Raw genomic sequence first — 22,853 nt, 5'->3', positions numbered from 1 at the left:
TCATGCCGTCATACCGGCGAAGGACTCAGTCCTCGCCGAGGTACGCCTTGCGGACCGACTCGTCGTGGATGAGGTCCTGGCCGGTGCCGGAGAGGACGATGTTGCCGACCTCCATGACGTGTCCCTGGTCGGCCAGGGAGAGGGCGGCCTGGGCGTTCTGCTCGACCAGCAGGATCGTCGTACCCGTGGACTTGAGTTCGACGATGGTGGCCATGATCTTCTGCATCATGATCGGGGAGAGGCCCATGGAGGGCTCGTCGAGCATGAGCAGCTTGGGCTGGGACATCAGGGCGCGGCCCATGGCGAGCATCTGCTGTTCGCCGCCGGAGAGGGTTCCGGCCGCCTGCTTCCTGCGTTCCCCGAGGATGGGGAAGAGGTCGTAGGCGCGCTGGATGTCCTTCTCGATGCCTTCCTTGTCCTTGCGGAGGAAGGCGCCGAGCTGGAGGTTCTCGGCGATGGTGAGGCGGGGGAAGATGTGCCGGCCCTCGGGGGAGTGGGCGAGTCCGAGGGAGACGATCTTGTGCGCGGGGACGCCGTTGAGCGGCTTGCCGTCGAACAGGATCTTGCCGGCGGTGGGCTGGAGCAGCCCGGAGAGGGTGCGCAGGGTGGTCGTCTTGCCGGCGCCGTTGGTGCCGATGAGGGTGACGACCTGGCCGGCTTCGACGCTGAAGGAGATGCCCTTGACGGCTTCGATCTTGCCGTAGGAGACCCTGAGGTCCTCGACTTCGAGGAGTGCGGTCACTGGCCTTCTCCCTTGGTGCTGGTGGTGCTTGTCGCGTCGGTGGCGGCTTCGGCGGCCTCGACCTCGGCGGCTTCTGCCTGGCCGGGGTCGCCCTCGAAGGGTTCGCCGAGGTAGGCGGCGATGACGCGTTCGTCGGCCTGGACGACCTCGGAGGTGCCTTCGACGAGTTTCTCGCCCTGGACGAGGACGGCGACGCGGTCGCTCAGGTTGAAGACGAAGCGCATGTCGTGCTCGATGAGGAGGACGGCGACGCCCTTGTCGCGGATGGCGAAGACCAGTTCCTCGGTCGCCCGCGTCTCCTGGGGGTTCATGCCGGCCGTCGGTTCGTCGAGCAGGAGCAGGCCCGGCTCGGAGGCGAGTGCGCGCGCGATCTCCAGCTTGCGCTGTTCGCCGTAGGGGAGGTTGCGGGAGAGGTGGTCCCGCTTGTGGGCGAGGCCGATGAACTCCAGGAGTTCCATGGCGCGTTCTTCGCTCGCCCGTTCGGCCTTCTTGAAGCCGGGGCCGCGCAGGAGGGCGGACCAGAGGCCTTCCTTGGTGCGGGTGTGGCGGCCTACGAGGACGTTTTCCAGGACCGTCATGTTGGAGAACAGGCGGATGTTCTGGAAGGTGCGCGCGATGCCCGCCTGGGTGACCAGGTGGGGCTTCGGCGGGAGGATCGTGCCCTTGTAGGAGACGGTGCCCTCGGTCGGGACGTAGAGGCCCGTCAGGCAGTTGAAGAACGTGGTCTTGCCGGCGCCGTTGGGGCCGATCAGTCCGACGATCTCACCGGAGTTGACCGTGAAGTCGACCGAGCGGACGGCGGTGAGGCCGCCGAAGCGCATGGTGACGTTGCGGGCTTCCAGTACGGGGGTGGGTGTGGATGTGGTCATGGTCGGTTACGCCCCCGCCTTGGTGACGGCCGGATCGTCGGCGAGTGTGTGCGGGTCGGGTACGTCGAGCTGGCCGGTCTCGTGGAATTCGAGCTGGCGGCGGCGGTTGGCGATGATGCCCTCGGGGCGGAAGCGCATGAGGACGATCAGGGCGATGCCGAACGCGAGCAGCGACTTGTCCTGGAGGAAGACGAGCTTCTCGGGGAGCAGGTAGAGGAGTGCGGCGCCGAGGAGGGGGCCCGCGACCGTGCCCATGCCGCCGAGGACCACCGCGGCCAGGAGGAACGCCGAGTTGGGCGGTGTGGAGCCGGCGAACTGGTACGGGGTGGGGACCACGCTGTAGGTGACGTGGGCGCTGACGGTGCCGGCGAGGCCAGCGAGGGAGGCGCCGAGGGCGAAGGCGATGAGCTTGACGCGGAAGCCGTTGATGCCCATGGCGGTGGCGGCGGTCTCGTCCTCGCGGATGGCGATCCAGGAGCGGCCGATACGGGAGTCGGCGGCGCGGGTGTAGACGAGGACCACGATCGCCATGATCAGGACCATGAGCAGGTAGTAGTTGGCGAACCGGCCGAGGGTGAATCCGGCGACGTCGTGGGATTCGCCGAAGCTGAAGCCGAAGAAGTCGAGGTCGGGGATGGAGGGGATGCCGTTGGGGCCGTTGGTGATGTCGGGGCCGGAGACGCCGTCCATGTTGTTGACGGCGATGCGGAAGATCTCTCCGAAGCCGAGGGTGACGATGGCGAGGTAGTCGCCGCGCAGGCGCAGGGTGGGCGCGCCGATGAGGACGCCGAAGAGGAGCGAGGCGGCGGCGCCGGAGAGCGCGGCTGCCCAGAAGGGGAACTGGACGCCGGAGAACTTGGAGAACTCGGAGCCGGAGACGAGGGCGGCGGTATAGGCGCCGACGCCGAGGAAGGCGACGTATCCGAGGTCGAGGAGGCCGGCGAGGCCGACGACGATGTTGAGGCCGAGTGCGACGGTCCCGAAGATCAGGATGTTGACGCCGATGTTGGCGTAGTGGTCGTCGGTCTGGGTGAAGGGGAACGCGATCGCGGCGGCGAAGCCCATGGCGAGGGTGAAGCCTCGGTGGTGGGCCACGAGCCGGGAGAAGCGGTCGGTGAGGCCCGCGGAGTGGAGGGCCCACATGGTGAACACGACGAGGATGAGGTAGCCGATGAACAGCTCGCCGTACTCGGTGTCGATGCCGTAGGTGAAGACGCCGAGGCCGACCGCCGTGACGGCGGTGATGACGGCGCGCTCGACCCAGGGGGAGAGGGCCTGCGGTGCGGGGATGCGGTCGGGCTTGCCGATGTAGGCGGCCAGGCCCTTGAGGGTGGCGATGACGATCCGGGTCCGGGAGGCGATGCCGCCCTTGCGCAGTCCGGCGTCGAAGGCTGTTTTCGCGTTGCTGGTCTCGCCGGCTCCGGAGGGGAGCGCGAAGGCGCCGATGACCGCGAGGAGGGAGGCGACGGCGGCGACGTATGCGCCTGGTTCGAGGTTGACGAGGCCGTCGAGGTTGACGGTGATCGCGATGACGGTGAACCAGGTGGTGCCGAAGGCTCCGAGGGCGGTGAGGACCGTGGGGCCGTTGTTGCCGCCGGGGAGGAGCCAGCCGAGGCCGCGGATCCCGTAGCCGGCGAGGGCGAAGAGCGTGATCAGGAGGCCACCGGTGAAGGTGAGCCACTGGAGTCCGCCGGGGTAGCCCGAGATGGTGAGGTCGCCCGGGAACTCGGAGGTCCAGGTCCAGGCGAGGAAGGCGGAGGCCGCGGTCGCGATGCCGCCGACGAGGGTGAGCGCGCGGGCCGCGGTGGCCGGCAGCGGGATGAGGCCCGGCTCGGGAGCGGGTGCCGTTTTGGAGAGGTCGGTCATGGTGTTCACGCCCTGTCCGCGACGCGTTCGCCGAGCAGGCCCTGTGGCCTGACGAGCAGCACAATGATGAGGAGGGCGAAGGCCCAGACGTTGGCCCAGCCCTGGCCGCCGAGCTGCTGCATGCCGGGGATGCCGTCGATGTAGGCGGAGGCGAGGGTCTCGGCGACGCCGAGGACGATGCCGCCGAGCATGGCGCCGTAGATGTTGCCGATGCCGCCGAGGACGGCGGCGGTGAAGGCCTTGAGGCCCATCAGGAAGCCCATGCGGTAGTCGACGTTGCCGTATTTGAGGCCGTAGGCGAGGGCGGCTACGGCGGCGAAGAAGCCGCCGATGGCGAAGGCGATGACGATGATGCGGTTGGTGTCGATGCCCATCAGCTGCGCGGTGTCGGGGTCCTGCGCGGTGGCCTGCATGGCGCGGCCGGTGCGGCTGCGGCGGACGAAGAGCGCGAGGCCGGACATGCACACGATGGCGGCGACGATGAGGAAGATGTCGGCGTCCTTGATGGTGATGGAGCCGATGTCGTGGGTGGCGTCGAGGCCGGGGAAGGCGCGGGCCCGGTCGGCGTCCGGGTAGAAGTTGCGGACGACCTCCTGGAGGGCCAGGGAGAGGCCGATGGCCGTGATGAGCGGCGCCAGTCGTGGTGCTCCGCGTAGTGGCCGGTAGGCGAACCGTTCCGCTCCGACGGCGATGAGGATGGCGACGATGGCGCCGCCGATCAGCATCAGGGGCACCGCGATGATCATCGCGGTGTTGTCGGGAAGGACGTAGAAATAGACCGTGAGGGCGCCGAAGGCCCCGGTCATGAAGATCTCGCCGTGCGCGAAGTTGATGAGCTGGACGATGCCGTACACCATCGTGTAGCCGATGGCGATCAGCCCGTACATCGAGCCGAGGAGCAGCCCGTTGGCCAGCTGCTGCGGCAGGGTGTTCACCGCGTGGCCTCCATGTCGCTGGTGGTCGTGTGCACTGGATACGTGCCGGGGGTGGGGTGTGACAACGGGCCGCGCGGTCGGGGTCGTCCTGCCGCGCGGCCCGTGGTGCTGTGCTGGGCTTGGATCAGCTGGTCAGGTGCTCAGCTGGCGTTGGCCGTACCGGTGTGGACGGCCTTCCAAGCGCCCTTCACGACCTGGTAGACGGTGAGCTGCTTGTTGCCCGTGTCGCCGTACTCGTCGAAGGAGACCTTGCCGGTGATGCCTTCGAAGTCGGACTTCTGAACCGCGTCGACGACCTTGGAGCGCAGGTCCTTGGTGTCGGGAACCTTGCCGTCGTTGGCGTCCTTCACGGCCTTGACGGCCCTGATGATGGCGGTGGCGGCGTCGTAGGAGTAGCCGCCGTAGGCGCCGTAGTCACCCTTGTAGCCCTTGGCCTTGTACTCGGCGACGAACGCCTTCGCGCCGGCCAGGGTGTCGACGGGGACGCCGACGGAGGTGACGAGGTCGCCCTCGGCGGCGGCACCCGCGGTCTCGATGTAGGTGGTGGCGTACATACCGTCGCCGCCGAAGAGCGGGATCTTGACGCCGGCGTCCTTGAGCTGCTTGGTGATCAGCGAGGACTCGTCGTACTGGCCGCCGTAGTAGAGGATGTCGGCGCCGGAGGTCTTGATCTTGGTGACGAGGGAGCCGAAGTCCTTGTCGCCGGTGTTGACGTGGTCGGTGCCGGCGATGGTGCCGCCGAGCTTCTTGAACTGCTCGTTGAAGATGCCGGAGAGGCCGGCGCCGTAGGTCTGCTTGTCGTCGACGACGAAAGCCTTCTTCTTCTTCAGGTCGGTGTACGCGTACTGGGCGGCGAAGGTGCCCTGCAGCTCGTCCGTGGTGGCCGTACGGAAGTACGTCTTGTACGGGCGCTGCTTGTTCGTCTGCCAGTCCTTGCCCAGGGTCAGGGTCGGGTTGGTGTTCGAGGGGGAGATCTCGACCATGTTGGCCGATTCGAACACCTGCTGCATCGTCTGGGCGACGCCGGAGTTCAGGGGACCGACGACGCCGACGACGTTGTCGTCGCCGACGAGGGCCGTGGCGTTGGACTGGCCGGTGGCGGGCTGGGCCTTGTCGTCGAGGGCCTTGACCTTGAACTTCACGCCGGGGACGAGGTTGTTCTTGTTGGCGTCGTCGACGGCGATCTGGACGCCGTACTGGATGCCGAGGCCGGTGGTCGAGTTCTCACCGGACAGGGGCGCGTCGACGCCGATGGTCAGGGTGGTGTCACCGCTGTCGCCGTCACCGCTGTCGTCACGGGAGCCACACGCGGTGAGGGTCAGAGCTCCGGTGGTGAGAATGGAGGTGAGAATCACCAAAGAACGCTGTCGCACAATCAGTCCTTTCCGCAGGCGTGCCGTCCCCTGGGGGATGCGACGTATGCGGCGCTGGTACCGAACTCCCGGTGGAGCGGTGACTGGCCGTGACTCTAAGCCCGGTCCATAGGTGGGGGCATCTCGGTGGGCTGGCTTGTGACTTTCTTGTTATGACGTGCCGGTTGGTATGGCTTGGGGGAGTGTGGTCTCGGGGCGTTTGGCCGAAACTGTCCGTAGTCCACATTTTGAGAATCTGCACTTCCCGTTGCCCTTGGGCTTGGCCGTGCGGGCAAAGGGCTGCAGGCGGCCCGGACGAGCTGGGAGAGGTCGTCGGGGTAGGTGGCGGCGAAGGCGAAACGATGATGCTGTATTGCGCGAGTGTTACGCAGCGTTACGTCAAGAAATGGCAGGTCCGCGTCGAGAGGGTGGACGGCGCAGTCGACGACGGATATCTGGACGGTGATCCGCCGGGTGGTCCCGGCGTCGACGGTGGAGGTCTCCGCGGGTGAGATGCGGGCGGCGAGACCGTCCAGTCCGGTGCCGATGACGCGCACGGTCACAGGTGGTCCGCTGTGTACGGTCACCGCGAACCGGAACAGGCCGTTGGCGGGTGCGGAGTCGAAGGTCGCGGCGAGTCCTGTGTACCGGAACGTGGTGACGTCGGCGGGCCAGGGCATGGCGACGAGGGTGCGGGCGGGGGCGGACGGCTCGGGGGGCAGCAGGGCGATCACCGCGGCTGCCGTGGCGCCGAGTGCGGCGGCGCCGACAGCGGCTCTGCGGGCGCGTGGCGACAGGGCCTGCCAGCGTTCTGCGAGGCGTGGTGTGTCGGCACCGATGACTTCGTAAGTCTCTTGCGCGTCCGGCGAGTTGACGGGCTCGACGGGGCCGATGCCGGTCATGGTCGCAGCCTCATGGGGGAACGGTAGCCGCCCGTCCCGCCAGGGGGCGGGACGGGTAAGGGCGCGGGGGCCGAGGGGGACGGCGTCATCCCGCCGCGGGCGCGTCCCGCAGCAGGCACGTCAGGCGCGCCGTGCATACGCGCTTGTCGGCCTCGTCCGTGATCACGATCTCGTACGTCGCTGTCGAGCGCCCCCGGTGCACCGGTGTGGCCACGCCGGTGACCAGGCCGGAGCGGGCCCCGCGATGGTGGGTGCAGTTCAGGTCCACGCCGACGGCGATCTTCGCGCTGCCCCCGTGCAGCATCGCCCCGACCGACCCGAGGGTCTCGGCCAGCACCGCGGAAGCGCCGCCGTGCAGCAGCCCGTACGGCTGTGTGTTGCCCTCGACGGGCATCGTGCCGACGACCCGGTCGGCCGACGCCTCCACGATCTGCACGCCCATCCGGTTGCCCAGGTGGCCCGCGGAGAACATGGCGATCACGTCGATGCCCAGTGCCGTGTACTCGTCGATGACGTGCTGCGGGAACTTCACGTGCTGCTGCTCGCCCATGGGCCCGGCTCCGTTCGTGGTGATCGGTGCGGCGTCCGCACGCCTGTGTCCTCGTCCACTGAGCAAACGCTCAGTCGGTGGCCGATTGTTCCAGACGCACGACCACGGACTTGCTGGCCGGGGTGTTGCTGGTGTCGGCGGTGGCGTCCAGCGGGACCAGGACGTTGGTCTCCGGGTAGTAGGCCGCCGCGCAGCCCCGCGCTGTCGGGTAGAACACGATCCGGAACCCGGGCGCCCGCCGCTCCACGCCGTCCTTCCACTCGCTCACGAGGTCGACGTACGACCCGTCCGCGACCCCCAGGGTCCTCGCGTCCTCGGGGTTGACCAGGACGACCCGGCGGCCGTTCTTGATGCCCCGGTAGCGGTCGTCCAGGCCGTAGATCGTGGTGTTGTACTGGTCGTGCGAGCGCAGGGTCTGCAGCAGCAGACGGCCCTCGGGGAGCTTGGGGAACTCGACTGGCGCGGCGGTGAAGTTGGCCTTGCCGGTGGCCGTCGGGAAGCGGCGCTCGTCGCGCGGGGCATGAGGGAGCGCGAAGCCCGCCGGGTCGGCCACGCGCGCGTTGAAGTTCTCGAAGCCCGGGATCACGCGCGCGATGCGGTCACGGACCGTGGCGTAGTCCTTCTCGAACTCCTCCCAGGGCGTGCGGGACTCCTCGCCCAGGACCCGCCGGGCCAGGCGGGCGACGATGGCCGGCTCGGAGAGGAGATGCGTGCTCGCCGGGTCCAGGCGGCCCCGGGAGGCGTGCACCATGCCCATGGAGTCCTCGACCGTCACGAACTGCTCGCCGCTGCCCTGCAGGTCGCGCTCGGTACGGCCGAGCGTCGGCAGGATCAGCGCACGCGCGCCCGTGACGGCGTGCGAGCGGTTCAGCTTCGTCGACACGTGCACGGTGAGGCGGGCGCGGCGCATGGCCGCCTCGCTGACCTCCGTGTCGGGGGAGGCGGAGACGAAGTTGCCGCCCATGGCGAAGAAGACCTTCGCGTCGCCGTCGCGCAGCGCGCGGATGGCCCGTACGACGTCGTAGCCGTGTTCGCGGGGCGGGGCGAAGCCGAACTCCTTCTCCAGGGCGTCCAGGAAGGCGGGCGCGGGGCGTTCGAAGATGCCCATCGTGCGGTCGCCCTGCACGTTCGAGTGGCCGCGCACCGGGCACACGCCGGCGCCGGGGCGGCCGATGTTGCCGCGCAGGAGAAGGAAGTTGACCACTTCGCGGATGGTCGGCACGGAGTGCTTGTGCTGGGTCAGGCCCATCGCCCAGCACACGATGGTGCGCTCGGAGGCCAGCACCATGGCGAGGGCTTTCTCGATCTCAGCGCGCGTGAGGCCCGTCGCGGTGAGGGTCTCGTCCCAGTCCGCGGCGCGGGCCGCCTCGACGAACTCCTCGTAGCCGTGGGTGTGTTCGTTGACGAAGTCCTCGTCGACCGCGCCCTCGGTGTCGAGGACGAGCTTGTTGAGGAGGCGGAAGAGGGCCTGGTCGCCGCCGATGCGGATCTGCAGGAACAGGTCGGTGAGGGCCGCGCCCTTGATCATGCCCTGGGGGGTCTGCGGGTTCTTGAACCGTTCCAGGCCGGCCTCGGGCAGCGGGTTGACGCTGATGATCCGCGCGCCGTTCGCCTTCGCCTTCTCCAGGGCGGAGAGCATCCGGGGGTGGTTGGTGCCGGGGTTCTGGCCGGCGACGATGATCAGATCGGCCTTGTAGAGGTCCTCCAGGAGGACGCTTCCCTTGCCGATGCCGATGGTCTCGTTGAGCGCGGAACCCGATGACTCGTGGCACATGTTCGAGCAGTCGGGGAGGTTGTTCGTGCCCAGTTCGCGGGCGAACAGCTGGTAGAGGAAGGCCGCCTCGTTGCTGGTGCGGCCCGAGGTGTAGAAGAGGGCCTCGTCCGGAGAGTCGAGGGCCTTCAGCTCCTCGGCGACGATGTCGAAGGCGCGGTCCCAGGAGACGGGTTCGTAGCGGTCGGCGCCCTCGGGCAGGTACATGGGGTGGGTGAGGCGGCCCTGCTGGCCCAGCCAGTAGCCGCTGCGGCCGGCCAGGTCGGTCACGGTGTGGGCGGCGAAGAACTCCGGGGTGACGCGGCGCAGGGTGGCTTCCTCGGCGACCGCCTTCGCGCCGTTCTCGCAGAACTCCGCGGCGTGCCGGTGCTCGGGCTCGGGCCAGGCGCAGCCCGGGCAGTCGAAGCCGTCCTTCTGGTTGACGCGCAGGAGGGTCAGCGCGGTGCGGCGGACGCCCATCTGCTGCTGGGCCATGCGCAGGGTGTGGCCGATGGCGGGCAGGCCTGCCGCGGCGTGCTTGGGGTCGGCGACCTGCGGCGCGTCCTGGACCGGATCACTCTTGGGCGGCTTGCTGGCCATGGCTGAGCCCCTTCGCTTGCACGTGTGTCTCCGCTTGCGCGTGGTGGGCGTGCGCATGGTTCGCCTGCGTATGTGCCACCTGTTCGATCCTCGCACGGGGCAGCGACAACGGCGTAGTGGGTCCTGGGGCGCCCTGGGCGGCCCGGGCGGCCCGCGTTGTCAGTGGCACGTGGCAGGATCGGGGTCGTGGCAGAAAAAGCATCGAAGAAGACCGAGAAGACCTCCGGCACGGGCCGTCCCCGGCTGATGCTCATGGACGGGCATTCGCTGGCGTACCGCGCGTTCTTCGCGCTGCCCGCGGAGAACTTCACGACGGCGACGGGCCAGCCGACGAACGCGATCTACGGCTTCGCGTCGATGCTCGCCAACACGCTGCGCGACGAGGCGCCCACGCACTTCGCGGTGGCGTTCGACGTGTCCCGCAAGACCTGGCGCTCCGAGGAGTTCACGGAGTACAAGGCGAACCGGTCGAAGACGCCGGACGAGTTCAAGGGCCAGGTCGAGCTGATCGGCGAGCTGCTCGACGCGATGCACGCGGAGCGGTTCGCCGTCGACGGCTTCGAGGCCGACGACGTCATCGCCACGCTGACCACGCAGGCCGAGGCCGAGGGCTTCGAGGTGCTGATCGTCACCGGCGACAGGGACTCCTTCCAGCTGGTCACCGAGAACACGACGGTCCTGTATCCGACGAAGGGCGTCTCCGAACTGACCCGGTTCACCCCGGAGAAGGTCTTCGAGAAGTACGGGTTGACGCCCGCCCAGTACCCGGACTTCGCGGCGCTGCGCGGCGACCCGTCCGACAACCTGCCGGGCATTCCGGGGGTCGGTGAGAAGACGGCCGCGAAGTGGATCAACCAGTTCGGGTCGTTCGCGGAACTGGTCGAGCGGGTCGAGGAGGTCAAGGGCAAGGTCGGGCAGAACCTGCGTGACCACCTGGAGGCCGTGCAGCTCAACCGCCGGCTCACGGAGATGGTCCGGGACGTCGAACTCCCGAAGAGGGTCACGGACTTGGAGCGGGCGGCGTACGACCGTACGGCGGTGGCCGTGGTTCTCGACACCCTGGAGATCCGCAACCCCTCGCTGCGCGAGCGGCTGCTGGCCGTCGACCCGGGCGCCGAGGAGGTCGAGGCCGGACCGGTGGCCGAGGGCGGCGTCGAGGTGGACGGGACGGTGCTCGGCGCGGGCGAGCTGGCCCCCTGGCTCACCGAGCACGGCACACAGGTGCTCGGCGTCGCCACGGTCGACACCTGGGCGCTGGGCAGCGGCTCGGTCGCCGAGGTCGCGCTCGCCGCGGCCGGGGGAGCGGCTGCCTGGTTCGACCCTGCGGAGCTGGACGAGGCCGACGAGAACGCGTTCGCGGCCTGGCTTGCCGACGCGGAGCGGCCCAAGGTGTTCCACAGCGCCAAGGGCGCGATGCGGGTCTTCGCGGAGCACGGCTGGACCGTGGCCGGGGTGAACATGGACACGGCCCTCGCCGCGTACCTGGTGAAGCCGGGCCGGCGTTCCTTCGACCTGGACGCGCTGTCCCTGGAGTACCTCGGCCGTGAACTGGCGCCCGCCGCGACGGCGGACGGCCAGCTGGCCTTCGGTACGGACGAGGGTGCGGAGGCCGATTCCCTGATGGTGCAGGCCCGTACGATCGTCGACCTGGGCGAGGCGTTCCGCGAGCGCGTCCAGGAGGTCGGCGCGGCGGATCTGCTGGGGGACATGGAGCTGCCGACGTCGGCACTGCTGGCCCGCATGGAGCGGCACGGCATCGCGGCGGACCGGGCCCATCTGGAAGCCATGGAGCAGATGTTCGCGGGCGCGGTGCAGCAGGCGGTGAAGGAGGCGCACGCGGCGGTCGGCCACGAGTTCAACCTCGGTTCGCCCAAGCAGCTTCAGGAGGTCCTCTTCGGGGAGCTGGGCCTGCCGAAGACGAAGAAGACCAAGACGGGCTACACGACGGACGCGGACGCCCTGGCGTGGCTCGCGGCGCAGACGGACAACGAACTGCCGGTCATCATGCTTCGCCACCGCGAGCAGGCGAAACTGCGTGTCACTGTCGAGGGCCTGATCAAGACGATCGCGGCGGACGGCCGTATCCACACGACGTTCAACCAGACGGTGGCGGCGACGGGCCGGCTTTCCTCCACGGACCCCAACCTCCAGAACATCCCGGTCCGTACGGACGAGGGCCGCGCCATCCGCCGCGGGTTCGTGGTCGGTGAGGGCTTCGAGTCGCTGATGACCGCGGACTACAGCCAGATCGAACTGCGGGTGATGGCCCATCTCTCTGAGGACGAGGGCCTGTTGGAGGCGTTCACGTCCGGTGAGGACCTGCACACCACGGTCGCCTCCCAGGTGTTCGCGGTGGACCGCTCGGCGGTGGACGCGGAGATGCGCCGCAAGATCAAGGCGATGTCGTACGGCCTGGCGTACGGTCTCTCGGCGTTCGGCCTGTCCGGACAGCTGAACATCGACGCGGGCGAGGCACGCGGCCTGATGGACACGTACTTCGAACGCTTCGGCGGCGTACGGGACTATCTGCGCCGGGCGGTCGACGAGGCACGGGCGACGGGCTACACGGAGACCCTGTTCGGCCGCCGCCGGTACCTCCCCGACCTGAACAGCGACAACCGTCAGCGCCGCGAGATGGCCGAGCGCATGGCCCTGAACGCCCCGATCCAGGGCACAGCGGCGGACATCGTCAAGATCGCCATGCTGAACGTGGGCCGGGCGCTGGAGGAGACGAAGCTGAAGTCCCGCATGCTGCTCCAGGTCCACGACGAAATCGTCCTGGAGATCGCCCCGGGCGAGCGTGAGGCGACGGAGGAACTGGTCCGCCGCGAGATGGCGGGCGCGGTGACCCTCCGGGCCCCGCTGGACGTGTCGGTGGGTTCGGGTCTCGACTGGGAGTCGGCCGCGCACTAGCGGCTCCGCCGGGTGCGGGGTCGAGCGGGCGGTTCGTCGGCTGCGGGGTGGCGGGCGGTGCGTGGGCTTGGGCCACGCGCGCCTTCGCGACCCAGGCCCACACGCCTGACAACCGGGCGCGATCCAGCACCCGGCCGCCCGCAGGGAAGCGCCGACCCGCCGGCCGTGGGGTGAGCCCGTCGGCGGGCGGGGAGGGCGAAGCCCTCGACTGGGCGGGCAGGCGGGCCGGGGCCGTCACCCGAGTGGCCCTCGCGAACACGCCTCGTCTGGGCCCGCCCGACAGGATGCGGGCATGGGTATACGCACGCTCATCCGCCGGACGGCCCCCACGCGGCCCTCCCCGGTACCGGCATTCGCGGCCGACGCGAGCACCGCCCGCATTCCCGGCAGCAGCCCAGTGGCCGAACCCCTCGGACGCCGTGCGGAAGCCCTCCGGCGCGCGCTCGCACCGCGCCCCCGCACCCGCCGTGCCCACCTCGGGCCACGCTTCGGACTGCCGGTGTCCGGCCGCGCCCTGACCTGGCGCCTCTGGGCCGGCTGGGGCCGAGACTGGCTGCGCCGCCCGCTCCGCGGCGGTCAGCGGGAACCCGTACGCCCTCAGGCCCGCCCGCCGGCGTGATCCCGGGTCTCCTCCACCGAGAGACCTGCTGAACGACCTTCTGCACGGCCTGCTGAGGGGTCTCCTGCATGGTCTTCTGTACGGAGATGATGCCCTTCAGCGGCACGAGCCCCCGTCCGCTTCCCGGGGCGCCAGGCCCTGACACCCGCCGCGTACAGGACCAGCCCCGTCAGCAGACCAGCACCGACTCCGAAGCACAGCGTCGGGATCACCTCCCAGAGCTTTGCCTGCCCACCCCAGTGCGACCACCAGCGCAGCACGCGCTGTACCGCGCCCACCGCCGCGCAGCCGCCGATCACGGCGCAGGCCAGCCACCGGTCCCGTACCGACAGCACCGGCACGCCCGTCGGTTCGCCCGCGCCGGTCCGCCGTAGCGCGTAGTACACGAACCCCGCGATGACCACCGCGGCCAGCGCCGAACTGCCGTACTGCAGGTACCAGTACAGAGGCGAGCCCCGCAGGCCGCTGTCGAGGACGGGGAACAGCCGAACCCCCCACCGGTCGTGGTGAGTGAACGCGTCCCAGACGACATGGGTGAGGGCGCCGAAGGCGGCCGAGGCGTACCACCGGAGCGCCAGGGACGGTGTCACGCGCGCGCGGGGTGTGCCGCAGCGCAGCAGGGCCGCCGTCCTGTTCTGCCCGGCGCGTGGCAGCAGGGCCACCAGCGGCTCGCGCAGGAACAGCCACAGGGCCACCAGCGCCCAGGCGACGACCACGTCGACCGTGAAGACGCCCGGGAAGGAGTGGGTGACTTCGCCGAACTCCATCGCCCGGGGAAGGACGCTCGCCGCGAAATAGGTCAGGTCGGGAGAGAAGGAGCCGGCGACGAGTACCGCCGGTATCAGTCGGCCGCGTCCGGTTCCGTCGGCGCGTACGGCGGGCAGTACGGCCGCCGCGTGGCTGAGAGTGAACGGCAAAAGGGCTCCCTGGAGCGGATGTTGGCGAGGGCGAACCGTCCCGGCGATCACCGGCGTCCAGTATGCGGGACGGCTACAACCTGCGGCGGGGGTTACGAGTCAGTAGTGGAGGTGCGGGGAAAGCCGCATGCGGGCCACCCGGGTCCGTGCGACGCGGCAGAATCACAGTTGGCCAATCGGTGAATATCGGGCACGAACGGGTGTTCGCGCAACACAAGTTGTCGTAGGGTCGCCTGGGTCGGTCTGCTGGGGAGCATGGACGAACACGGCGGCGCAACGAAGGCGTAACGCACGAACAAGGCGTGAAATCGGGCGAAATGGCCGATTTGCAAGGCTGACCGAGATCGGTCGGGACGGGTCGAGATCGGCCGGGACCGGGCGAAAACAAGCGGAACAGGGCGACTTGTCGCCCACGGGAGGGGTTCTCTGTATGGCGGCGTACATCGGCAGGAGGCTCCGCAAGGGGGCGGCGACGACCGCGGTGGCCGCGCTCGCGGTCGCGGCTCTGTCCGCGTCCCAGGCTCCGGGGGCGACGGTCGACGACCAGGGCAGACGGACCGCCAGTGACTCCCAGCCCACGTCGGAGGCAACGGCTGACGACCAGGCGAGCGCGACCGGCAACTCGCCGCCGTACTACACGGACCTTCCACCGCTCCGCAGTCCGAACCCCAGTCCGAGCCCGGAGCAGTCGTCGGTCATAGGCACGCCCGTCTCGCGCGGCGAGGCCGAGGCCGGCATACCCGCGACCGTCCTCGACGCCTACAAGAAGGCCGAGACGGCGCTGGCCACGGCCAAGCCCGGCTGCAACCTTCCCTGGCAGCTTCTCGCGGCCATCGGCAAGGTTGAGTCCGGCCAGGCCCGTGGCGGCAGGGTCGACGCGAACGGCACCACGACCAGCCCGATCCTCGGCCCGCAGCTCGACGGCAACGGCTTCGCGCTCATCAAGGACACCGACAACGGCGCGTACGACGGCAACAGCAGCTACGACAGCGCCGTCGGGCCCATGCAGTTCATCCCGTCCACCTGGACGTGGGCGGGCCGCGACGGCAACGGTGACGGCAAGAAGGACCCGAACAACGTCTACGACGCGGCCCTCGCCGCCGGCCACTACCTGTGCCGGTTCGGCTGGGACCTGTCGACGCAGGCCGACCTCAACCGGGCGATCCTCAGCTACAACAACTCGACGGAGTACCTGAACCTCGTCCTGTCGTGGCTGGAGTACTACCGCAAGGGCATCCACGAGGTTCCGGACGGCACGGGCACGCTGCCCGTGAACAGCGGCGGCGGCAACTCCGGCGCGCGCCCCACTCCGTCGCCGGCCGGCACGACGCCGAGCCCCGGCCCGAGCAGGCCGGGGACGAGCACCCCGGGCCCGGCGAAGCCGGGCAAACCCACCGTGCCGACCCCGACCCCGGTGCCCACCCCCACGCCCACCGACACGGTGGACCACCTGGAGGACGCGGGGACCGCCAAGCTCACCGCGATGGCGGGGGACGCGTTCACCAAGAGGATCAGCACCCGCGCGGAGACCTCGGCCGGCAAGGCGGTCGGCAAGGTCAGGATCCGCTTCACGATCGTCGGCGACACCGACACCACCTTCACCGGCGGCGAGAGCGTCGCCACGGTCGTCACCGGCAGCACCGGAGTCGCCGTCGCGCCCACGCTCAAGGCGGGCGAGAAGACGGGCGACTTCACGGTCCGCGCGATCGTCGTCGGCCGTACGGTCACCGGCGTCGACTACACGGCCACCGTCACCGCCCGCGCCGCCGACACCCTCGCCCGCACCGGCACCACCGCGCTCACCTGCGTGGCGGGCGGCGAGTTCGCCGACCAGGTCGAGGTCAAGGCGACCTACGACGGCGCCCTCGCGGACAAGGTCGCGGCCACCGCGACCCTGGTCACCTCGGCGGACGACGCGACCGTGAACACCAAGGGCCCCTACTTCAAGGGCGCGGACGGCAAGACGGTCCGCACCCTGACCGGGCTCGAAACGGACGCGAACGGCCTGCTCAAACTGCCCAAGCTGTACGCGGACGACACTGCCGGCACCTTCCTGCTCCGCATCACCACCACCGGCGGCGCCACCCTGGCCGTCGAACTGACGGTGACAGCGGCACCCACCCCGACGGAATCGGCGGGATCGACGGCTCCGACCGAGTCCGCCGACCCCTCGGCCTCCGCGTCCCCGAGCGCGTAGGTCGTCGTACCGGCCCAGTCGTCACACGTTCATACGCAGGACAGCGGCACCCCGTTCACGGCGAGGGGTGCCGCTTTCCTGCGTACGAGTTGTTCTCATCTCGGCCGACCGTTGCTACCGTGCCCCGACCTGACACCCCATCAGCTAACTGTCGGCAGCCGGGGAGGCCCCCTATGCGAGCCCTGATCGCCGCCGCGACCGGCCTCGCCCTCGCGTTCGCGCTCGTCCTCACGATCACGGCCCTGGGCTCGCCGACGGGCACGACGTCCCCGAAGCCGCTGCTCACGACCGTCCCGTCACATCCGTAGCCGCCGTACCTCATTGGGAGGGAGGCCGAGATGCGCCGAAAGTCCGGCCTGATCCTGCTCGCCCTCGCCGTGTTCTTCGCGGCGCTGTCCCCGCTGATGCGCTGGTACGCCTTCCCGCGCCTCGCCAAGGTCCCGGCGAACCAGTACACGGACATGGTCCTGGAGGCGAAGGACGCGACCCTTCTCGACTACGACTCGTTCCAGGCCAAGAAGGTCTCCAAGGTCACCATCGTGCAGACCCTCAAGGGCAACGTCGAAGCATCGGAGAAGATCGAGAAGACGGCGGGGCGGGACGTGGTCGTCTGGGACGGACTCTCCTACGTCCAGGGACCCGACGGGAAAATGGTCTCGAAGATCCCCGAGCGCTACATCTTCGACGCGCACAGCCAGGAACCCGTGCACGCCACCGGAGAAATGGTCGACGGCGACCCGGTGAAACGGGAGGGCATCGAGTTCAAGTGGCCCTTCCTGACGGAGAAACGGGACTACGAGTACTTCGACGCGCAGGCCAGGGTGACCGCCCCCATCCACTACAAGGGCACGCGGAACTTCCGCGGCGTCCCGGTCTACTACTTCGAGCAGACCATTCCGTGGACGAAGGTTCCCTTCCCCAAGGACCTGCCGATCAAGGGCGTCACCGCGGAGACGGTCGCCGCGACCGGTATGACCCGCTGGTACACCACGGTCCGCAAGTTCTGGGTGGAACCCGTCACCGGAGCGCCCGTCTACGGCGAGGAGATCCACCAGGAGGAACTGCGCGGAGGCGCTCTCCTGAGGGGACGCGACAAGGTGACAGCCTTCTCCGGGCACGTGAAAATGCGCGAGGACTACATCGAGTCGACGGTCGCCCTCGTCAAGTCCCAGCGAGTACTGGTCCTGTTGCTGACGTCGTACCTCCCCTGGGGCTTCCTGACCCTGGGCGTGCTCCTGCTGGCCCTCGCCCTCTGGCTGGAGGCCCGCGGCCGCAGGCCCGCCGACCCCGTCCCCACGGAGACCTCCGCCCCCGAGCCGGTCACCGCCTGAGCCGCGCGTTCGTGTGCCGGGTCGGCTCGGCGGTCGCCGGGTCCTCGGGCCACGGATGCTTCGGATACCGGCCGCGCAACTCGGCACGGACGCCCTTGTAGCCGTCCTTCCAGAAAGAGGCGAGGTCGGCGGTGACGGCGGCGGGCCGCCCGGCGGGCGACAGCAGATGGACGACGATCGGCACCCCGGCCACGGCGGGCGACTCCCGCAGTCCGAACATCTCCTGCAACTTCACGGCGAGCACGGGCCGTTCGGGATCGGAGTAGTCGATCCGGATCCTGGACCCGCTCGGCACCGCCAGCCGCTCGGGCGCCAGCTCGTCCAGACGCCCGGCCTCCCCGGAGGCCCACGGCAGAAGCCGGTGGAGTGCCTGCCCCGCCTCGATCCGCCCCAGGTCGGCCCGCCGCCGCGCCCGGCTCAGCTCGGGCTCCAGCCATGCGTCCACGCGCGCGTGGAGAGCGTTTTCGGAGACGTCGGGCCATGGATCGCCCAGTCGCAGATGAAGAAACGCGAGCCGCTGCCGGAGGGTCCCGGCGTCCGCGGACCACCGCAACAGCCCGAGCCCGTCCCGCCGGAGGCCCTCAAGCAGCGCCTCGCGTACGAGTACGGGGTCCGGGTCGCGCAGCGGACGCACCGCCAGCTCGACCGCCCCGAGCCGCTCGACCCGCCGGGCGACGACGTCCCCGTCCGCCCAGTGGACCTCCTCGCCCGTGGCGTGCAGGGCGCCGGCCGCCGACCGCGCGGTGTCCTCGTCGACGGTGGCGGCGAGCCGTACGCGCGCGTGCCCGGCCCCGACCGGCCGGTCCGCCACGGCGACCGCGATCCAGGGGGCGCCCCGCAGCGCCGAACCGTCACCGGCCTCGGCCCGGGTACCGGACACCATCAGATACGAACCGCCCTGAGCCCTGGCGACCCGCTCAGGGAAGGCGAGCGCGGCGACGAGCCCGACCGCACGGTCGTCCCCGGCAGCCGCGGCGGAGCCGTCGGCGGACTCCTGACGCACGGCATCCGGCGCCGCCGAGCGCAGCCTGCGGGCCTCCGTCCGCCAGCGGGCCGCGTACGCGTCGTTCCCGCGCCGGGCCGCACGCCAGGCCGCCGCCAGATCGTCGCCGTACTCCCGGGGCGGCTCCTCGCTCAGCAGCGCGACCACCTCGGCGGCCCTGGCCGCGCCCACCACGGGCGCCGCGTCCAGCAGGGCCCGGGCCAGCCGGGGGTGCAGGCCGAGGCGGGACATCCGCACACCCCGGTCAGTGGGCCGCCCCGCCCCGTCCACCGCACCGATCGCCGTCAGCACCGCCCGGGCCGCCGCCATCGCACCGCCCGGCGGCGGATCCAGCAACGCCAGCCCGGAGGCGTCGGGATCGCCCCAGCAGGCCGCCTGGAGGGCGAACGCCGTCAGGTCGGCCACCTTGATCTCGGGAGACGGAAAACGCGCCAGGCGCGCGTCCTCGGCCTCCGCCCAGCAGCGGTACACCGCCCCAGGCGCCTCCCGCCCCGCCCGCCCCGCCCGCTGCCGACCGGCAGCCTGCGAGGCCCGTACCGTCGTCAGCGCGCTCAGCCCGCGCGCGTGGTCCACTCTCGGCTCCCGTGCCAGCCCGCAGTCCACGACCACCCGCACCCCGGGAACCGTCAGCGACGACTCCGCCACGGACGTCGCCAGCACCACCCGGCGGCCCGCCCCGCCCGACAGCGCCGCGTCCTGCACCGCCGCCGGTGCCCGCCCGTGCACCTGGAGCACCTCCACCGCGGGCCCGAGATCCCGCAACTGGCCCGCCACGCGCGCGATCTCCCCGACGCCGGGCAGGAAACACAGGACGTCCCCCGCCCGCTCGGCCAGCGCCCGCCGGACCACCGACGCCACATGCGTCAGCAACGCCGGGTCCACGCGCATACCGTGCGGCGGCCGGACAGCACGCGTCGGCGGTGCCCACACCACCTCCACCGGATACGACGCACCCGCGGCCTCGACCACCGGCGCGCCCCCCAACAGCCCCGCCCAGCCCTCGGCGTCGGTCGTCGCCGACGCCGCCACCAGCCGCAGTTCGGGGCGCAGCGCCGCCCGTACGTCGACGAGGAACGCCGCCGTCGTGTCGGCGTCCAGATGCCGTTCGTGGCACTCGTCGAGCACGACGACGTCGACGCCCGGCAACTCCTGGTCCCGCTGCAACCGTTGCAGCAGCACACCGGTCGTGACGACCTCCACGCGCGCGCGTGGCCCGACCACCCGCTCTCCGCGCACGGTGTATCCGACGCTCCCGCCGACCTGTTCGCCCAGCAGCCACGCCATCCGCCGGGCCGCCGCCCGCGCGGCGATCCGCCTCGGCTCCGCGACCACGACCCGCCGCACCGGCCCGCCGGCCTCCAGCAGCCCCGCCAGCGCCAGCGGCACCAGCGTCGTCTTGCCGGTCCCGGGCGGCGCCACGAGGACGGCGGCGCCGTGCGCGTCGAGCGCGTCGGTCAGGTCGGGCAGGGCGCCGCGTACGGGCAGGACGTCCAGGGCGTCGTTACGGATCACGCCCCCAGTGTCGTACGTCCACGCAAAGCGCCCTCCACGCGTGCGTGGAGGGCGCTTTCGACGTCGGTCGTCTCAGTCGCGCTCGCAGACGAAGATCGCCGTCCCGGGGATGAGGTTGCCGCGCAGCGGGGACCAGCCGCCCCACTCGGACGTGTTCCAGGCCGGCCACTGCGGCTCGACCAGGTCGACCAGGCGGAAACCGCCCGCGACGACGTCCCGGACGCGGTCGCCGATCGTCCTGTGGTGCTCGACGTACACCGCGTTGCCGTCGTCGTCCTGCTCGACGTACGGCGTGCGGTCGAAGTACGAACCCGAGACGGACAGGCCCTCGGGGCCGGGCTCGTCGGGGAACGCCCAGCGGACCGGGTGCGTCACCGAGAAGACGAAGCGTCCGCCCGGGCGCAGCACCCGGCGCACGTCGCGCAGGACCAGCACCGGATCGGCGACGAAGGGCATGGCCCCGTAGGCCGAGCACACCAGGTCGAAGGAGCCGTCCGCGAAGGGCAGGGCGCCCGCGTCGGCCTCCACCAGAGGGACGCCGCCGCCGATCCGCAGGGCGTGCTGGAGCTGACGGTGGGAGAGGTCCAGGGCCACCGGACGGGCGCCCTGGGCTGCCAGCCAGCGTGAGCACTGGGCCGCGCCGGCGCCGATCTCCAGGATGTCCTTGCCCTTGAGGTCCTCGGCCGGGCCGAGGAGTTCGGCCTCCACCTCGTCGAGGCCCTCGGGACACCAGACGAAACGGTCGTCGCCGAGGAAGGTGCCGTGCTCGTTCTGGTAGTCGTCCGCGTTCCGGTCCCACCAGCCCCGGTTGGCCCGGGAGCTCTCGGTGACTCCGGCGGACCGCCGGGTGGCCTCCGGCTCGGACGATTCGGGCTCTTGGATGATCGGCTCCCTCGTATTAGTGTGCGGGCTCTTCCCCCGGACCTGTCCCCGGCGGCCGTCACCCATGGGGCGTCATCACGCCCTCGTGGCCTCCTGGGACACGTCTTGTGCCGGGTATGCGGTGATCCGCCCCGGGTGTGCGCCTTCGCGCATTGACCCTGCCCGGCTGCCCCCGTATGCTACAAGTTGCGCTGCGGGCCTGCGCACCTCAGACGTAGCAGGTTGCGCTCGCATCTGTATGTATGTCCCCTCGGTTGTCGAGGCGCCACCGGATCTTCGGGTCCCGGTGTGGCGCTTCCTTGGCTGTCCGGCCTTCTGCAGAGCGAAACGGGCTCCCGGCGCAAGCAGTACCTACGACTCTCTGTCCGTACCGGAGCCCTTTCCCACATGACGAGCAGCACCGAGATCACCGCCACCACTCCGCAGGTTGCGGTCAACGACATCGGTGACGAGGAAGCATTCCTCGCCGCTATCGACGAGACGATCAAGTACTTCAACGATGGTGACATCGTCGACGGCGTCATCGTCAAGGTTGACCGGGACGAGGTTCTCCTCGACATCGGTTACAAGACCGAAGGTGTCATCCCGAGCCGTGAGCTCTCGATCAAGCACGACGTCGACCCGAACGAGGTCGTCAAGGTCGGCGACGAGATCGAAGCCCTTGTTCTCCAGAAGGAGGACAAAGAAGGCCGCCTGATCCTCTCGAAGAAGCGCGCCCAGTACGAGCGCGCCTGGGGCACCATCGAGAAGATCAAGGAAGAGGACGGCATCGTCACCGGTACCGTCATCGAGGTCGTCAAGGGTGGTCTCATCCTCGACATCGGCCTCCGTGGCTTCCTGCCGGCCTCCCTCGTCGAGATGCGTCGAGTCCGCGACCTCCAGCCCTACGTGGGCAAGGAGCTCGAGGCGAAGATCATCGAGCTGGACAAGAACCGCAACAACGTGGTCCTGTCCCGCCGTGCCTGGCTCGAGCAGACCCAGTCCGAGGTGCGCCAGACGTTCCTCACGACCCTGCAGAAGGGTCAGGTCCGCTCCGGCGTCGTCTCCTCGATCGTCAACTTCGGTGCCTTCGTGGACCTGGGTGGCGTCGACGGTCTCGTGCACGTCTCCGAGCTCTCCTGGAAGCACATCGACCACCCCTCCGAGGTTGTCGAGGTCGGCCAGGAAGTCACCGTCGAGGTCCTCGACGTCGACATGGACCGTGAGCGTGTCTCCCTGTCGCTGAAGGCGACGCAGGAAGACCCGTGGCAGCAGTTCGCCCGGACGCACCAGATCGGTCAGGTCGTCCCCGGTAAGGTCACGAAGCTCGTTCCGTTCGGTGCGTTCGTCCGCGTGGACGAGGGCATCGAGGGTCTGGTCCACATCTCCGAGCTGGCCGAGCGCCACGTGGAGATCCCGGAGCAGGTCGTCCAGGTCAACGACGAGATCTTCGTCAAGGTCATCGACATCGACCTCGAGCGTCGCCGGATCTCGCTGTCCCTGAAGCAGGCCAACGAGTCCTTCGGTTCCGACCCGGCCTCGGTCGAGTTCGACCCGACGCTGTACGGCATGGCCGCGTCGTACGACGACCAGGGCAACTACATCTACCCCGAGGGCTTCGACCCCGAGACCAACGACTGGCTCGAGGGCTTCGAATCCCAGCGCGAGGTGTGGGAGAACCAGTACGCCGAGGCGCAGCAGCGCTTCGAGCAGCACCAGGCTCAGGTCATCAAGTCCCGCGAGGCCGACGCTCAGGCGGAGGCCGAGGGCACCAGCACCACGGGTGCGGCTCCGGCCGCCTCCGGCGGTGGCGGCGGCTCGTACTCCTCGGAGTCGGACGACACGTCCGGCGCCCTGGCGTCGGACGAGGCCCTTGCGGCGCTCCGCGAGAAGCTGGCCGGTGGCCAGAGCTGATCGCTGCCGCTGAGGCATAG

Annotated in this window: 17 protein-coding genes; 6 read left to right on the top strand and 11 right to left on the bottom strand. The window is 70.1% G+C overall.

All coding sequences use genetic code 11. The features are described 5' to 3' along the window. Positions 1-25 precede the first annotated feature (25 nt). The 8 genes from STRTUCAR8_RS35205 to STRTUCAR8_RS35170 form a co-directional block, all read right to left on the bottom strand. The gene (locus STRTUCAR8_RS35205) at positions 26-742 is read right to left on the bottom strand and encodes an ABC transporter ATP-binding protein (RefSeq protein ID WP_006380998.1); all 717 of its coding nucleotides are present in this window, start codon (positions 740-742) and stop codon (positions 26-28) included. Next, positions 739-1,611 (bottom strand): ABC transporter ATP-binding protein, encoded by an 873-nt coding sequence (locus STRTUCAR8_RS35200; RefSeq protein ID WP_006380999.1) that lies wholly within the window; start codon positions 1,609-1,611, stop codon positions 739-741. The genes STRTUCAR8_RS35205 and STRTUCAR8_RS35200 overlap by 4 nt, the downstream gene beginning before the upstream one ends. A gap of 6 nt (positions 1,612-1,617) precedes the next feature. Next, positions 1,618-3,477, bottom strand: coding sequence for a branched-chain amino acid ABC transporter permease (locus STRTUCAR8_RS35195; protein ID WP_044473444.1), 1,860 nt, complete (start codon positions 3,475-3,477; stop codon positions 1,618-1,620). Between the two features lie 5 nt (positions 3,478-3,482). Further along, positions 3,483-4,412: a branched-chain amino acid ABC transporter permease gene (locus tag STRTUCAR8_RS35190; RefSeq protein WP_006381007.1), complete on the bottom strand. Its 930-nt coding sequence runs from the start codon at positions 4,410-4,412 to the stop codon at positions 3,483-3,485. Positions 4,413-4,552: 140 nt separating this feature from the next. Next, the gene (locus tag STRTUCAR8_RS35185; RefSeq protein WP_044473441.1) at positions 4,553-5,770 is read right to left on the bottom strand and encodes a branched-chain amino acid ABC transporter substrate-binding protein; all 1,218 of its coding nucleotides are present in this window, start codon (positions 5,768-5,770) and stop codon (positions 4,553-4,555) included. 110 nt (positions 5,771-5,880) lie between these two features. Continuing rightward, positions 5,881-6,666, bottom strand: a complete 786-nt coding sequence (locus tag STRTUCAR8_RS35180) for a hypothetical protein (protein ID WP_006381000.1) — start codon at positions 6,664-6,666, stop codon at positions 5,881-5,883. A gap of 85 nt (positions 6,667-6,751) precedes the next feature. Next, positions 6,752-7,216 carry a PaaI family thioesterase gene (locus STRTUCAR8_RS35175; RefSeq protein ID WP_006381001.1) on the bottom strand — a complete coding sequence of 155 codons (465 nt, stop codon included), beginning with the start codon at positions 7,214-7,216 and terminating at the stop codon, positions 6,752-6,754. Between the two features lie 70 nt (positions 7,217-7,286). Continuing rightward, complete coding sequence (locus STRTUCAR8_RS35170; protein ID WP_006381009.1) at positions 7,287-9,566, bottom strand: FdhF/YdeP family oxidoreductase; 2,280 nt, start codon at positions 9,564-9,566, stop codon at positions 7,287-7,289. 186 nt (positions 9,567-9,752) lie between these two features. Between STRTUCAR8_RS35170 and polA the strand changes: the two genes are divergently transcribed. Then, the gene (gene polA / locus STRTUCAR8_RS35165) at positions 9,753-12,479 is read left to right on the top strand and encodes a DNA polymerase I (RefSeq protein ID WP_006381010.1); all 2,727 of its coding nucleotides are present in this window, start codon (positions 9,753-9,755) and stop codon (positions 12,477-12,479) included. 292 nt (positions 12,480-12,771) lie between these two features. Beyond that, positions 12,772-13,098, top strand: coding sequence for a hypothetical protein (locus tag STRTUCAR8_RS35160; protein WP_044473440.1), 327 nt, complete (start codon positions 12,772-12,774; stop codon positions 13,096-13,098). Here STRTUCAR8_RS35160 and STRTUCAR8_RS35155 read toward each other — a convergent pair. Beyond that, the gene (locus STRTUCAR8_RS35155) at positions 13,077-14,015 is read right to left on the bottom strand and encodes a DUF4184 family protein (protein WP_006381005.1); all 939 of its coding nucleotides are present in this window, start codon (positions 14,013-14,015) and stop codon (positions 13,077-13,079) included. The two genes, STRTUCAR8_RS35160 and STRTUCAR8_RS35155, sit on opposite strands and share 22 nt — an antisense overlap. 430 nt (positions 14,016-14,445) lie before the next feature. Here STRTUCAR8_RS35155 and STRTUCAR8_RS35150 point away from each other — a divergent pair, with 430 nt between their 5' ends. From STRTUCAR8_RS35150 to pgfA, 3 genes are all read left to right on the top strand, one after another. After that, a complete protein-coding gene (locus STRTUCAR8_RS35150) occupies positions 14,446-16,212 on the top strand; it encodes a lytic transglycosylase domain-containing protein (protein ID WP_006381011.1) in 1,767 nt (588 codons plus the stop codon). 173 nt (positions 16,213-16,385) lie between these two features. After that, positions 16,386-16,520: an SPW_0924 family protein gene (locus STRTUCAR8_RS52190; RefSeq protein WP_006381014.1), complete on the top strand. Its 135-nt coding sequence runs from the start codon at positions 16,386-16,388 to the stop codon at positions 16,518-16,520. 30 nt (positions 16,521-16,550) lie between these two features. Continuing rightward, positions 16,551-17,543: a cell envelope lipid trafficking protein PgfA gene (gene pgfA / locus STRTUCAR8_RS35145; RefSeq protein WP_006381006.1), complete on the top strand. Its 993-nt coding sequence runs from the start codon at positions 16,551-16,553 to the stop codon at positions 17,541-17,543. On the opposite strand, the gene hrpB is transcribed toward pgfA, so the two are convergent. Beyond that, positions 17,533-20,058, bottom strand: coding sequence for an ATP-dependent helicase HrpB (hrpB, locus tag STRTUCAR8_RS35140; protein WP_006381013.1), 2,526 nt, complete (start codon positions 20,056-20,058; stop codon positions 17,533-17,535). The genes pgfA and hrpB overlap by 11 nt on opposite strands. A gap of 72 nt (positions 20,059-20,130) precedes the next feature. Beyond that, positions 20,131-21,006 carry a class I SAM-dependent methyltransferase gene (locus STRTUCAR8_RS35135; RefSeq protein WP_006381012.1) on the bottom strand — a complete coding sequence of 292 codons (876 nt, stop codon included), beginning with the start codon at positions 21,004-21,006 and terminating at the stop codon, positions 20,131-20,133. Positions 21,007-21,327: 321 nt separating this feature from the next. Here STRTUCAR8_RS35135 and rpsA point away from each other — a divergent pair, with 321 nt between their 5' ends. Then, positions 21,328-22,833 (top strand): 30S ribosomal protein S1, encoded by a 1,506-nt coding sequence (gene rpsA, locus STRTUCAR8_RS35130; protein ID WP_006381002.1) that lies wholly within the window; start codon positions 21,328-21,330, stop codon positions 22,831-22,833. Positions 22,834-22,853 lie beyond the last annotated feature (20 nt).

The organism is Streptomyces turgidiscabies Car8 (assembly GCF_000331005.1).
Taxonomy (GTDB): domain Bacteria; phylum Actinomycetota; class Actinomycetes; order Streptomycetales; family Streptomycetaceae; genus Streptomyces; species Streptomyces turgidiscabies.
This window is presented reverse-complemented; position numbering and strand designations above follow the sequence as displayed.

What these genes read in the sequence shown, in the direction of transcription:
- STRTUCAR8_RS35175 (WP_006381001.1), bottom strand. Translation starts at nt 7,216, where the DNA reads ATGGGCGAGCAGCAGCACGTGAAGTTCCCGCAGCACGTCATCGACGAG.
- rpsA (WP_006381002.1), top strand. Translation starts at nt 21,328, where the DNA reads ATGACGAGCAGCACCGAGATCACCGCCACCACTCCGCAGGTTGCGGTC.
- STRTUCAR8_RS35195 (WP_044473444.1), bottom strand. Translation starts at nt 3,477, where the DNA reads ATGACCGACCTCTCCAAAACGGCACCCGCTCCCGAGCCGGGCCTCATC.
- STRTUCAR8_RS52190 (WP_006381014.1), top strand. Translation starts at nt 16,386, where the DNA reads ATGCGAGCCCTGATCGCCGCCGCGACCGGCCTCGCCCTCGCGTTCGCG.
- STRTUCAR8_RS35160 (WP_044473440.1), top strand. Translation starts at nt 12,772, where the DNA reads ATGGGTATACGCACGCTCATCCGCCGGACGGCCCCCACGCGGCCCTCC.
- STRTUCAR8_RS35200 (WP_006380999.1), bottom strand. Translation starts at nt 1,611, where the DNA reads ATGACCACATCCACACCCACCCCCGTACTGGAAGCCCGCAACGTCACC.
- pgfA (WP_006381006.1), top strand. Translation starts at nt 16,551, where the DNA reads ATGCGCCGAAAGTCCGGCCTGATCCTGCTCGCCCTCGCCGTGTTCTTC.
- STRTUCAR8_RS35135 (WP_006381012.1), bottom strand. Translation starts at nt 21,006, where the DNA reads ATGGGTGACGGCCGCCGGGGACAGGTCCGGGGGAAGAGCCCGCACACT.
- STRTUCAR8_RS35180 (WP_006381000.1), bottom strand. Translation starts at nt 6,666, where the DNA reads ATGACCGGCATCGGCCCCGTCGAGCCCGTCAACTCGCCGGACGCGCAA.
- STRTUCAR8_RS35170 (WP_006381009.1), bottom strand. Translation starts at nt 9,566, where the DNA reads ATGGCCAGCAAGCCGCCCAAGAGTGATCCGGTCCAGGACGCGCCGCAG.
- STRTUCAR8_RS35150 (WP_006381011.1), top strand. Translation starts at nt 14,446, where the DNA reads ATGGCGGCGTACATCGGCAGGAGGCTCCGCAAGGGGGCGGCGACGACC.